Origin of the sequence: Amycolatopsis melonis (assembly GCF_040064235.1) — a bacterium.
GTDB classification, from domain to species: Bacteria; Actinomycetota; Actinomycetes; order Mycobacteriales; family Pseudonocardiaceae; genus Amycolatopsis; species Amycolatopsis melonis.
On record NZ_JBDZYD010000001.1, the window covers coordinates 583,967 to 594,919 of the forward strand.

A 10,953-nucleotide genomic window follows, 5' to 3' on the forward strand; every position below is an offset into this window, starting at 1 on the left:
CGGCACGCGATTTGCTGGACACACCCGAAGATTGCCGGCCGAGCGCTGAGAGGAACGGTCATGCGTGTCATCGTCGTCTTCGAGTCGATGTTCGGCGGCACCGAGAAGGTGGCGCAGGCGATTGCCGCGGGCATCGCGGTGTCCGTCCCGGTGGAGGTGCACAACGTCGACAAAGCGCCGCGGGACCTCACCGGCGTCGGCCTGCTCGTCGCCGGTGGCCCCACCCACGTGCACGCCATGAGCCGCGCCGCGACCCGGAAGGCGGCCGCGGACCAGGTCGGCTACGAGCCGCACTCGCACACCGGGGTGCGCGAGTGGCTGGATTCGCTCGGGCCGGTGCCGGCCGGGCTGCCGGTCGCGACCTTCGACACCCGCGTCGGCAAGCCGCGGGTGCTCACCGGCGCGGCGTCACTGGGCGCGGCCAAGCGGCTGCGGCGGCTCGGGTGCCGGATGATGGCGCCCCCGGAGAGCTTCTTCGTCGGCACCGATCCGGTCGACGCCGGGCCCGTCCCCGGCGAGCTGGCCCGTGCCGAGGCGTGGGGCGCGGCGCTCGGGGCGGCCCTGCGCCGCACGCTCGTCTGATGGCCGTGCTCCCGGCCAGCGCCTCCGCGACCGGCCCGTTTCACGCGCTGCCGGCAAGCGCCGTCGCCGAGCGGCTGGCCGTGGACCCCGGGCGTGGCCTGAGCGACAGCGAGGCCGAAACGCGGTTGCGGCGCTTCGGCGAGAACGTCGTGCGCGAACCACCCGGGCCGGGTCCGCTCCGGCGGCTGCTGGCGCAGTTCCACGACCCGCTCATCCACGTCCTGCTCCTCGCGGGCGTGGTGACCTGGGTGTTCGGCGGGCACGTCGACGCCGCGGTGATCGCCGGGGTGGTGCTGCTCAACGCGGTCGTCGGCTTCGTGCAGGAGTCGCGGGCGCAACGGGCGCTGGACGCGCTGTCCGCCATGGTCCCGGTCGAGGCGACCGCCGTCCGTGACGGCGTCCCGCGCCGCATCCCGGCCGCGCGGCTGGTGCCCGGCGACGTCGTCGAACTGGCCGCGGGTGACCGCGTGCCCGCCGACGTCCGGCTGGTGGCGGTGAACCGGGCCGAGATCGACGAGTCGGCGCTGACCGGGGAGTCGGTGCCGGTGGTGAAGTCCGCCGGGCCGGTGGCCGCGGACGCGCCCGTCGCCGACCGGACCGGCTCGGCGTACTCGGGCACGCTGGTGACCCGCGGCCGGGCGCGGGGCCTGGTCACCGCCACCGGCGGCGCGACGCAGCTGGGTGGTATCCAGCACCTGGTCGCCACGGCCGGAGCCGTCGCGACGCCGTTGACGCGCAAGCTCGCGCGGTTTTCGCGGCAGCTGAGCGTGGTGATCGTCGCCGTCTCGGCCGCGGCGTTCGTGCTCGGCGTCGTGCGCGGCACCCCGGCGCCGGAGATGTTCACCGCGGTGGTCGCCCTCGCCGTCGGCGCGATCCCCGAGGGGCTGCCGGCCGCGGTGGCGATCGTGCTGGCCATCGGTGTCGTGCGGATGTCCCGGCGCGGCGCGATCGTCCGGCACCTCCCGGCTGTCGAGACCCTCGGCGGCACGACGGTGATCTGCACCGACAAGACCGGCACCCTGACGCGCAACCGGATGACCGTGACGACCCTCGCGGCCGGTGGTGTGCTGCTCACCCCGGCCGAGGCAGGCTCGGCGCTGCGCGAATGCCTGGTGGCCGGGGTGCTGTGCAACGACGCGGAACTCGAGGAAGGGGATCCGACCGAGATCGCGTTGCTCGGCGCGGCGATTGCGGCGGGCCTGGACCCGGCCGCGATCCGGGCCGCCGCGCCGCGGACGGACACCGTGCCGTTCGAGTCCGAGACGCGGACGATGACGACCGTCCACAAGGGAATCACCTACGTCAAGGGCGCGGTCGAAGAAGTCGTGGCCCGGTGCACGGACGAGCTGCTCCCCGGCGGCGGAATCCGGGCACTGGACCGGAAAGCGCTCGCCCGCGTCCACGACACCCTCACCGGGCGGGGCCTGCGGGTGCTGGCCTTCGCGCGGATCACCCCGGGCACCACGCCTGCCCTGCTGGGCCTGCAGGCGATGCACGATCCGCCGCGGCCGGAGGCGGTGGCCGCGGTCGCGGCCTGCCGGAGCGCGGGCATCGACGTCAAGATGATCACCGGCGACCACGCCGGGACCGCGCGGGCGGTGGCCGGCGAGGTGGGCCTGGCTTCCGGCCGGGTCCTCACCGGGGCCGAGCTGGCCGCGCTGCCGGAGGAGGAGTTCGACGCGGCCGTGGCGGGCACGCAGGTGTTCGCGCGGGTGTCGCCGGGCCAGAAGCTCGACCTGGTAAGGGCGTTGCAGCGGCGCGGGCACGTGGTCGCGATGACCGGCGACGGGGTCAACGACGCGCCGGCGTTGCGCCGTGCGGACATCGGCGTCGCCATGGGCTCGGGCGGGACCGACGCGGCACGCCAGGCCGCGGACATGATCCTGACCGACGACGACTTCGCCTCGATCGAGGCCGCGGTGCGGGTCGGCCGCGGGGTGTTCGACAACCTGCGCAAGTTCATCGCGTGGACGCTGCCGGCGAACATCGGCGAGGGCATGGTGGTGCTGGTGGCGATCCTGCTCGGCGCGACGCTGCCGATCGTGCCGGTCCAGATCCTCTGGATCAACATGACCACGGCCGTGTTCCTCGGCCTGACGATGGCGTTCGAGCCGACCGAGCACGGGATCATGCGACGCCCGCCGCGGCCGCCCGAGCGGCCGTTGTTCACCGGTTCCCTGCTGCGGCGGGTGGTGCTCGTGTCGCTCCTGCTGGTCGTGGCGGCTTTCGCCGCCTATCGCCTGCAGCTGGCGTGGGGTGCGTCAGTGGCGGAGGCCCGGACGACGGCGATCAACGTGTTCGTGGGTGTGCAGGCGGCGTACCTGGTCAGCTGCCGCGTCCCGGACCGGCCGGTGCTGCGGGCCTGGCCGGGGCACAGCCGGATGTTCGTGCTGGGGCTGGGATTGACGGCCGGGCTGCAGCTGCTGCTGACGTACGTGCCGGTGCTGAACACGGGATTCCACACGGCCCCGGTCGGAGTGTCCTCGTGGCTGTGGGTGCTCGGTGCCGCGGTGGCGGCGTTCGCGGTGGTGGAGACGGACAAGCTGCTGTGGCACCGGCTCGGCACAGCCGCGCGACGGCGGGTCAGAGCCAGTCCTTCCGCTTGAACAGCACGTACAGGGTCGCGGAGATGAGCAGGATGGCCACAGTGGACACCCACACGCCCGAGGCCTGGCCGAAGCCCGGGTACGGGATGTTCTGGCCGTAGAAGCCGGTGATCGCGGTCGGCACGGCGATGATGGCCGCCCAGCTGGTGACCTTCTTCATGATGGTGTTGAGCCGGTTGCCCTGGATGCTCAGCTGTGTTTCGCGGATCGTGGCGATCAGCTCGCGCAGGGACTCGGTCCACTCGGTGACGCGCAGGACGTGATCGTAGACGTCCTGGAAGTACGGCAGGAGCGTGTCGTCGCGGCGCATCAGGGCGGCGACGATCTCCCGCATCGGCACGGCCAGGTGCCGCAGGCGGCCGAGGCTGCGGCGCAGGCGCAGGGACCGGCGCTGCAGGCCGGTGTGGTCGACGTGGTCGTCGAAGACGAGGTCTTCGAGGGCTTCGACCTGCTCGTCGAGTGCCTGGACGGCGTCGAGGTGCCCGTCGACGAGGTAGTCCAGCAGGCCGTGGAGCAGGAACGCGGCGCCGCTCTTGGCCAGCTCCGGGGTGGCGTCCCAGCGTGCGGTGAGGGCGTCGACGTCGGTGGTTCCGTTGCGGTGCACGGTGATCAGCACCCGGTCGGTGACGAAGGCGTCGAGTTCCGCCGCGGCCAGCTCGCCGTCGGTCACGCGCACGGCGTAGGCGGCGAGGAACGAATGCCGGGCGTAGCGGACGAGCTTGGGGCGCTGGTGGTCTTCGTCGAGGACGGACGCGACGGCCAGCGGATGCAGCCCGAGTTCGGTGGTGAGCACGGCCAGGTCGGCGGCGGTGGGGGTGTCGAAGTCCAGCCAGAGCGTCACCGACGGGTCGGCGAGGTGGCCCGCGGCCTCGGCGGCGGGGAAGTTCTCGCGGTCGAGGACACCGCTGCGGTACAGCCGGCTGCGCGTCATCGGCTCAGTGCTCGGGCGCGGCCGTGGCGGGGTGCGGGTCCATGGTGAACCTCACTTTCCTCGGGCTCCGGCCTCCGCCGGGGACGATCGGCGGTTCGTCCGCCCGACGGTAGGCAGCCACCGGCTCCGGCGGCTGCGGCCGGAAGTCCTCCGGCGGCGGGACTTCCGGCCGCGGCCGGACGTGACGGCTGCCGAAGGTCACCGCGGGCGGGGACGAACGGCCGCAGCCGGACGGCGGCGCGGGACCTACCGTCGGGAGCACGCACTGCATCCCGGAGGAAAGCTCATGACCGCATCCGGAAACCTGCCGGTCGTCGTGGCCGTGGACGGCTCGGAAACCGCCGCCGCGGCCGCGCTGTGGGCGGCCGGGGAAGCCGCCCGGCGGCGCACCGCGCTGCTCGTCTACACCGCCTACGGCTACGAAGACACCGGGTTCGGCGGCCGGATGTACCCGCCGTCGGACTGGCTCGTGGTCCGGGAAGCCGAAGCCGACCAGCTGCTGCGGCAGACGCGGGCGACGCTCGAAGCCGCCGTTCCCGGGCTGGAGATCGCCACCGAGGCGAGCGACCGCGGGCCGGTTCCCGGCCTGCTCGAAGTGTCCGAGCGGGCGAGGCTCCTCGTCACCGGCGAGCCGGTCGGGGCGATCGAGGGCCTGTTCAGCGGCTCGCCCGACGTCGACCTCGCCGCGCACGCGCACTGCCCGGTCGTCGTCGTGCGGGGGAACGAGAGCGACGACGGCCCGGTGGTCGCCGGCGTCGACGGCAGCCCGCTCGGCGAGGCCGCGATCGCGTGGGCCTTCGAAGAAGCGTCGCTGTCGCACGCCCCGCTCGTGGCCGTCTCCATCAGCGATGGCAACGTCCCCGGCGAAATCCTGGAGGAGTCCTGCCGTCGCGTCCTCGCCGGCTGGCAGGAGAAGTACCCCGACGTCTCCGTCGAGCGCCGGGTCGAGCACGGCAAGCCGCGCCACCGGCTGCTCGCGGCGAGCCGTGCTGCCCGGCTCGTCGTCGTCGGCAGCCGCGGCCGCGGCGGGTTTGCCGGCCTCGTCCTCGGCTCGACGAGCCAGGCTCTGCTGCACCACGCGGCGTGCCCGGTCATGGTCGTCCGCACCGCAACCGCCTGAACCGCAAGGGAGTTCCAGCATGACCAGCACCACGGTGTCCGCGGTGATGACCGCCGACCCGATCACCGTCCCCGCCCGGACGCCGTTCAAGGACATCGCCCAGCTGCTCACCGGCAACGGGATCAGCGCGGTCGGCGTCGTCGACAAGGCGGGCGTGCTCGTCGGCGTCGTCTCCGAAGCCGACCTCCTGCCGCACCTGTGGGACGACCCGAAGCCGCGCCGCCGCGACCGCCGGCTCGCCCGCAAGGCGACGGCGTGCACCGCGAAGGACCTGATGACCAGTCCGGTCGTCACGATCGACGCGGACGACTCGCTCGCCTCGGCCGCCACGAAGTTCGCCCGCACCGGCGTCCGCCGGTTGTTCGTGCTGCGGGGCGGGAAACCGGCGGGCGTGCTGTCGCGGCGCGACCTGGTCCGCGTGTTCACCCGCGGCGACGCCGACCTCGAGCGCGAGATCCGCGACCGGGTGCTGCGGGAGCAGCTGCACCTCGGACCGGACCGGGTCCGGATCGAGGTCCGGGCGGGCGTGGTGACGGTGGTGGGTCGGGTCGAGCGGCGCAGCGACATCGACCCGGTGACGCGGCTGATCCGCGACCTGTCCGGCGTCGTGGAGGTCCGCAACCGCCTCGACTACGTCTGGAACGACGTGGCCTGAAGGACGCTCCCGCCCGCCGCCGGTCCGCGGTCGTGAGTGAGAAACAGGGTTAGAACACCTTGGGTTCTAGTGGTGGTTGCAACACCTGGTGTGGGAGGTGTTGTGGTGGCCGGGAAACGTCGTCGGTGGCTGTCCCGTGACGCTCGTGTGGCGTTCTGGGATCAGATGCGGGCGGGTCTGCCCGTCGAGCGGGCCGCGGTGGCCGCGGGCGTGTCGCGGGCCAGCGGGAGACGGTTGTTCGAGCAGGCTGGAGGCGTGATCACCAACGCGCCGACAGCCTGCTCGGGCCGCTATCTCTCGCTGGCCGAACGCGAGGAAATCATGGTCCTGCACGCCCAGCACCTGCCGAATGCGGAGATCGCGCGGCGGCTGGGCCGGCACCGGTCCACGATCGGGCGAGAACTGGACCGCAACAGCACCCTGACCGGATACCGGGCCAGCAGCGCCCAGCACGCCGCCGAGCAACGGGCAACACGACCGAAACCGGCGAAACTCGCCGAGAACCAGGTCCTGCACGACCGGGTCCAGCAGGACCTGACCGCGCGGTGGTCACCCGAGCAGATCGCTGCCAGGCTGAAACGGGACTTCCCCGACCAGCCGAGGATGCACGTGACCCACGAAACGATCTACCAGGCCATCTACGTCCAAGGCCGCGGCGCACTACGCCGCGAACTGGCCGCATGCCTGCGCACCGGCCGAGCCCTGCGCACACCCCAGCGCACCCCGGACGGGCGACGCACCCGCCAGGGCAAGATCGCCGGGATGGTCCCGATCTCCGACCGGCCCGCCGAGGCCGCCGACCGGGCCGTGCCCGGGCACTGGGAAGGCGACCTGATCGTCGGCCAGGACAGCCGGTCGGTGATCGGGACCCTGGTCGAACGCAGCACCCGGTTCTGCCTGCTGCTGCACCTGCCCCACGGCAAAGACGCCACCGCGGTCGCCGAAGCGATGATCACCGTCATCCGCGGGCTGCCCGAGCAGCTGCGCAGGTCGCTGACCTGGGATCAGGGCACCGAGATGGCTCAGCATGCCACCATCACGATGGCCACCGAGATGGCCATCTACTTCTGCGACCCGCACTCACCCTGGCAACGCGGCACCAACGAAAACACCAACGGCCTGCTGCGCCAGTACTTCCCCAAAAGCACCGACCTATCAGTCCACACCCCGGCTGACCTGGCAAAAGTAGCCGCCGAACTCAACGGCCGCCCCCGCAAAACCCTCGGCTGGGACACCCCAGCCGAACGCCTCACGATGCTACTGTCCACACAAGACCCAGTTGCAACAACCGCTTGAATCCACCCACTGTTTCTCACTCACGACAAGCCGCGGCAGACCGCTCAGGCCACCAGCTCGGCGACGTCCGCGGAGCTGACCACCCCGACCAGCACCCCGTCCGAAACCACCAGGACGAGGTCCTGGCCGCCGATCGCGTCCAGCACCGCGGCCAGCGGGGTCTGCGGTGGTGCCACCAGGCAGGCCGGTGGCCGGGCGCAGATGTCCGCCACCCGGGTCGCCGTGCGGGCGTGTCCGGGGACCCGGGCCAGTGCCGCCCGGCTCACCACCCCGAGCGGCCGCCCGTCGGACGCCACCACCGGGTAGGCGCGGAACCGGCCCGCCGCGGCCTGCTCGGCGAACCCCTCCACGGTGTCCCAGCCGGGGGCCGTGACCGGGTCGGGCGTCATGATCTCGCCGAGCCGGACGCGGCCGAGCCGTTCGCGGGCCGGTTCCGCTCCGGCGCCGCTCGCGAGGAACCAGCCGATCCCGAGCAGCCACCACCCGGCGAAGCCGCCGGACCACAGCAGCTGCCCCAGCCCGATGCCGGCGACCACCAGGCCGAGGACCCGGCCGGTGCGGGCCGCGGCCGTCCGGGCCCGCCGCCGGTCGCCGGTGAGCGTCCCGACAACCGCCTGCAGGACGCGGCCGCCGTCCAGGGGCGTGCCGGGCAGCAGGTTGACCGCCGCCAGGACCAGGTTCGCCCAGCCCAGCCAGGCCAGCGTGACGCCGGTGACGCCGGACGCTGGCAGGGAAACACCCAGGAACCCGGCACCGGCCAGCAGGCTCGCCACCGGTCCGGCTACCGCGACGGCGAACGCGGTCCGCGGGTCCGGCGGCTCTTCGGGCAGCTCGGTGCTGCCGCCCAGCAGCCACAGCGTGATGCCGTCGACGTCGAGCCCGCGGTGCTGCGCGGCGATCGCGTGGCCGAGTTCGTGGACCAGCAGCGAGGTCAGGAACACGACCGACCCGGTCACGCCGGTCGCCCAGGACACCACCGGGGACAGCCCCGGGACGGCCGCCGGAAGCAGGACTTGCGCGAGCACCTGGGCCGGCAGCGCCATGACGGGGAACACGGACCAGTGCGCGCCGACGCGGATGCCGGCCGGGCGCCCGAGCGGGAACGTGGCATGCATCCTGAAGACGGTCCTCCCGGGCACGCACGCGGGCGAGGGCCACACCGCCCCGGCGTGAGGGACCAAAGACCCTGCGCTCCGCAGCCAGGGACGGCTTCGTCGCGCCGGATCACGGCGGCTGCTCGCCGACGACGGGAAGGCAACCCGGCGGCTGGGCGAGGCCCGGTATTGCCGGACGACGGTCGTGGCGGCAGGCGGATTTGGTCCCCGGCGAAAGGGACTTCGTGCCCTGACCGGCCAGGACGCGCCCCGGCCATGCTGGTCCCGACCCCCGAGGAGGACCTGATGACCGCAACCGCGCACCGGCCCGTGCTGGCCGGGGTGGACGCTTCGGCGGCGTCGATCGCCGCCGTGCGGTGGGCGGCCCGGGAGGCCGGGCGGCGCGACACCACGCTGCGGCTGCTGCACGCCTGCGTCTTCGACAGCGCCTCGCCGCGGGACCAGGACGAACTGCTGCTCGAACACGTCCACCGCTTTCTCCGCCGCGCCGCCGCGGTCGCCCGCGAATGGGCGCCCGGCGTGCGGATCGAGACGGCCGTGCGGCTCGGCCTCGCGGCCGACCTGCTGCTCGCCGACGCGGCTGACGCGGCGCTGATCGTCCTCGGGTCGCACGGCCTCGGCGGCCTGCGTGGCGCGCTGATCGGCTCGGTCGCCCTGCGTGTGGCCGCGGAGGCGTCCTGTCCCGTGGTCGTGGTGCCGGGACACCAGCCGGGCCGGACCGGGCCCGTCGTCGCCGGTGTGGACGCGTCCGAGTCCAGCGAGCACGCGCTGCGGTTCGCCTTCGAGGAGGCCGCCGTGACACGGGCGCCGGTGCTCGTCGTGCATGCCTGGCACGACGGCGACGGCGACGGCGTCGCGGAGCAGCAGGAGCTGGACACGCGCGTCGCGAGCTGGCGTGCCAAGTACCCGGACCTCGAGGTCTTCACCCAGGCCGTGCGCGACCGTGACCCGGCCCGCGCCCTGCGGCACGCCGCGCCCGACGCCCGGCTGGTCGTCGTCGGGACGCGCGGCCGCGGCCCGGTCACCGGCGGGGTCCTGGGCTCGACCGGCAACGCCCTGCTCGCGCACGCGGCCTGCCCGGTCGCGGTCGTGCACTGAAACTCCAGGAGAGGAGCCGTCGTGAAGGCACGCGACATCATGACCAGGCCGGTGGTGCGCGTCGGCCCCGCGACGCCGGTCCGCGAGGGGATCGTGCTGCTCACCGAGCACTGCGTCGCGGCGCTGCCGGTGGTCGGCGAGGACGACACCGTGCTCGGCGTGTTCACCGAGGCGGACGCGCTGCGCAGCGGGATCGCCGGCGCGGCACCGGACGCGCTGGTCGCCACGGCGATGACCGCGCCGGCGGAGACGGTCGGCCTCGGCACCGACGTGGCCGAGATCGCCCGCCGCATGCTGGGCGACCGGCTGCGCAGCATCCCGGTGGTCGACGACGACGGCGTGCTCGTGGGCATCGTCAGCCGCCGCGACATGCTCAGCCCGCTGGTACGCCAGGACGACTCGATCGCCTCGCACCTCAACGCCCTGCTCGCCGACTACAGCGGCCACCGCGACCGGTGGCTGCTTTCGGTGACCGGCGGCATGGTGACGATCCGCGGCGCGTTCACCGACGAGGCCGAGCGCCGCGTCGTGACGGCGCTGGCGAAGACGGTGTACGGCGTGGTCGGCGTCGAGCTGGCGGATCTCCTCCACCAAGAGGACAGGCATGCCCGCGTTCACTGACCACGCGATCGTCGCCGGGATCGACGGCTCCGCGTCCGCGCGGCGGGCCGCCGTCTGGGCCGGTGCCGAAGCCGTCCGGCGCGGGCGGCCGCTGCGGCTGGTGCAGGTCTACGCGCTCCCGCAGGTGAAGGCGCCGGTCGCGTTCGGGGCGCACGACCAGGTGCGGGCCGGCCTGGCCGGGCGGGCCGCGGAGTGGCTGGCCGAAGCGGAAGCCGCCGTGCTGGCCGAACATCCCGGGCTGGAAGTCGTCGCCGCTGCCCGCGAGTGGAGCCCGGTGACGGCGCTGGTCCAGGAGTCGCAGCATGCCGAGCTGGTCGTGCTGGGCTCGCGCGGGCTGGGCGGGTTCACCGGCCTGCTCGTCGGTTCGACGGCCGTCGCGGTCGCGGCGCACGCGCACTGCCCGATCGCCGTCGTCCGCGGCCGCACCCCGGACGCTCCGCCGCCGCACACCGGGCCGGTGATCGTCGGCACCGACGGCTCGCCCGACAGCGAGGCCGCGATCGCGTTCGCCTGCGAGGAGGCGCGGCTGCGCGGCACCGCGCTCGTCGTGGTGCACACCTGGAGCGACGTGCTCGCCGACGGCATGCTGCGCCCGCACCCGCTGGCGGAGGACCCGGTGCGGATCGCGGCGGAGGAGCGGGCCAGGCTCGCCGAGCAGGTCGTGGGCTGGCAGCGCAAGTGCCTGGACCTGCCGATCGAGCTGGAGGTCGTCCGCGGCCGCCCGGTGCGCACGCTGCTGGACCGCGGCGAGGACGCGCAGCTGATCGTGGTCGGCAGCCGTGGCCGCGGCGGGTTCACCGGCATGCTGCTCGGCTCGACCAGCCAGGCGCTGATCGCGCATTCGCCGTGCCCGGTCGCCGTCGTCCGGCCCTAGCAGACGGTCGCCGGGACGTCGGTCCTTTGTGGACTCCGCTCCCGCGAAGGGACGT

At 73.7% G+C, this 10,953-nt stretch carries 10 protein-coding genes; 8 read left to right on the top strand and 2 right to left on the bottom strand.

What is annotated here, in order from left to right:
• Positions 1-60: 60 nt before the first annotated feature.
• Both ABJI51_RS02725 and ABJI51_RS02730 read left to right on the top strand, forming a co-directional pair.
• Positions 61-582: a flavodoxin family protein gene (locus tag ABJI51_RS02725; RefSeq protein WP_348947300.1), complete on the top strand. Its 522-nt coding sequence runs from the start codon at positions 61-63 to the stop codon at positions 580-582.
• The gene (locus ABJI51_RS02730; RefSeq protein ID WP_348947301.1) at positions 582-3,188 is read left to right on the top strand and encodes a cation-translocating P-type ATPase; all 2,607 of its coding nucleotides are present in this window, start codon (positions 582-584) and stop codon (positions 3,186-3,188) included. The genes ABJI51_RS02725 and ABJI51_RS02730 overlap by 1 nt, the downstream gene beginning before the upstream one ends.
• On the opposite strand, the gene ABJI51_RS02735 is transcribed toward ABJI51_RS02730, so the two are convergent.
• Positions 3,166-4,119 carry a magnesium transporter CorA family protein gene (locus ABJI51_RS02735; RefSeq protein ID WP_348947302.1) on the bottom strand — a complete coding sequence of 318 codons (954 nt, stop codon included), beginning with the start codon at positions 4,117-4,119 and terminating at the stop codon, positions 3,166-3,168. The genes ABJI51_RS02730 and ABJI51_RS02735 overlap by 23 nt on opposite strands.
• Before the next feature lie 286 nt (positions 4,120-4,405).
• Between ABJI51_RS02735 and ABJI51_RS02740 the strand changes: the two genes are divergently transcribed.
• The 3 genes from ABJI51_RS02740 (at position 4,406) to ABJI51_RS02750 (ending at position 7,190) form a co-directional block, all read left to right on the top strand.
• Positions 4,406-5,239: a universal stress protein gene (locus tag ABJI51_RS02740; protein WP_348947303.1), complete on the top strand. Its 834-nt coding sequence runs from the start codon at positions 4,406-4,408 to the stop codon at positions 5,237-5,239.
• Between the two features lie 19 nt (positions 5,240-5,258).
• Entirely contained in the window at positions 5,259-5,894 is a 636-nt protein-coding gene (locus ABJI51_RS02745) for a CBS domain-containing protein (protein ID WP_348947304.1), read from the top strand.
• A 165-nt stretch (positions 5,895-6,059) separates the two neighbouring features.
• Positions 6,060-7,190, top strand: coding sequence for an IS30 family transposase (locus ABJI51_RS02750; RefSeq protein ID WP_348947305.1), 1,131 nt, complete (start codon positions 6,060-6,062; stop codon positions 7,188-7,190).
• Between the two features lie 44 nt (positions 7,191-7,234).
• On the opposite strand, the gene ABJI51_RS02755 is transcribed toward ABJI51_RS02750, so the two are convergent.
• Positions 7,235-8,305, bottom strand: coding sequence for a site-2 protease family protein (locus tag ABJI51_RS02755; RefSeq protein ID WP_348947306.1), 1,071 nt, complete (start codon positions 8,303-8,305; stop codon positions 7,235-7,237).
• Between the two features lie 285 nt (positions 8,306-8,590).
• Between ABJI51_RS02755 and ABJI51_RS02760 the strand changes: the two genes are divergently transcribed.
• From ABJI51_RS02760 to ABJI51_RS02770, 3 genes are read left to right on the top strand one after another with little or no spacing between them, the layout of a single operon-like run.
• A complete protein-coding gene (locus ABJI51_RS02760; RefSeq protein WP_348947307.1) occupies positions 8,591-9,403 on the top strand; it encodes a universal stress protein in 813 nt (270 codons plus the stop codon).
• A 21-nt stretch (positions 9,404-9,424) separates the two neighbouring features.
• Positions 9,425-10,024, top strand: a complete 600-nt coding sequence (locus ABJI51_RS02765) for a CBS domain-containing protein (protein WP_348947308.1) — start codon at positions 9,425-9,427, stop codon at positions 10,022-10,024.
• Positions 10,008-10,898, top strand: coding sequence for a universal stress protein (locus ABJI51_RS02770; protein WP_348947309.1), 891 nt, complete (start codon positions 10,008-10,010; stop codon positions 10,896-10,898). Before ABJI51_RS02765 ends, ABJI51_RS02770 begins: the two co-directional genes overlap by 17 nt.
• Positions 10,899-10,953: the final 55 nt, after the last annotated feature.

Bases quoted from the DNA above. Each gene is read 5' to 3' on its own strand.
- ABJI51_RS02755 (WP_348947306.1), bottom strand. From the start codon at position 8,305: ATGCATGCCACGTTCCCGCTCGGGCGCCCGGCCGGCATCCGCGTCGGC.
- ABJI51_RS02745 (WP_348947304.1), top strand. From the start codon at position 5,259: ATGACCAGCACCACGGTGTCCGCGGTGATGACCGCCGACCCGATCACC.
- ABJI51_RS02725 (WP_348947300.1), top strand. From the start codon at position 61: ATGCGTGTCATCGTCGTCTTCGAGTCGATGTTCGGCGGCACCGAGAAG.
- ABJI51_RS02740 (WP_348947303.1), top strand. From the start codon at position 4,406: ATGACCGCATCCGGAAACCTGCCGGTCGTCGTGGCCGTGGACGGCTCG.
- ABJI51_RS02735 (WP_348947302.1), bottom strand. From the start codon at position 4,119: ATGACGCGCAGCCGGCTGTACCGCAGCGGTGTCCTCGACCGCGAGAAC.
- ABJI51_RS02750 (WP_348947305.1), top strand. From the start codon at position 6,060: ATGCGGGCGGGTCTGCCCGTCGAGCGGGCCGCGGTGGCCGCGGGCGTG.
- ABJI51_RS02770 (WP_348947309.1), top strand. From the start codon at position 10,008: ATGCCCGCGTTCACTGACCACGCGATCGTCGCCGGGATCGACGGCTCC.
- ABJI51_RS02760 (WP_348947307.1), top strand. From the start codon at position 8,591: ATGACCGCAACCGCGCACCGGCCCGTGCTGGCCGGGGTGGACGCTTCG.
- ABJI51_RS02730 (WP_348947301.1), top strand. From the start codon at position 582: ATGGCCGTGCTCCCGGCCAGCGCCTCCGCGACCGGCCCGTTTCACGCG.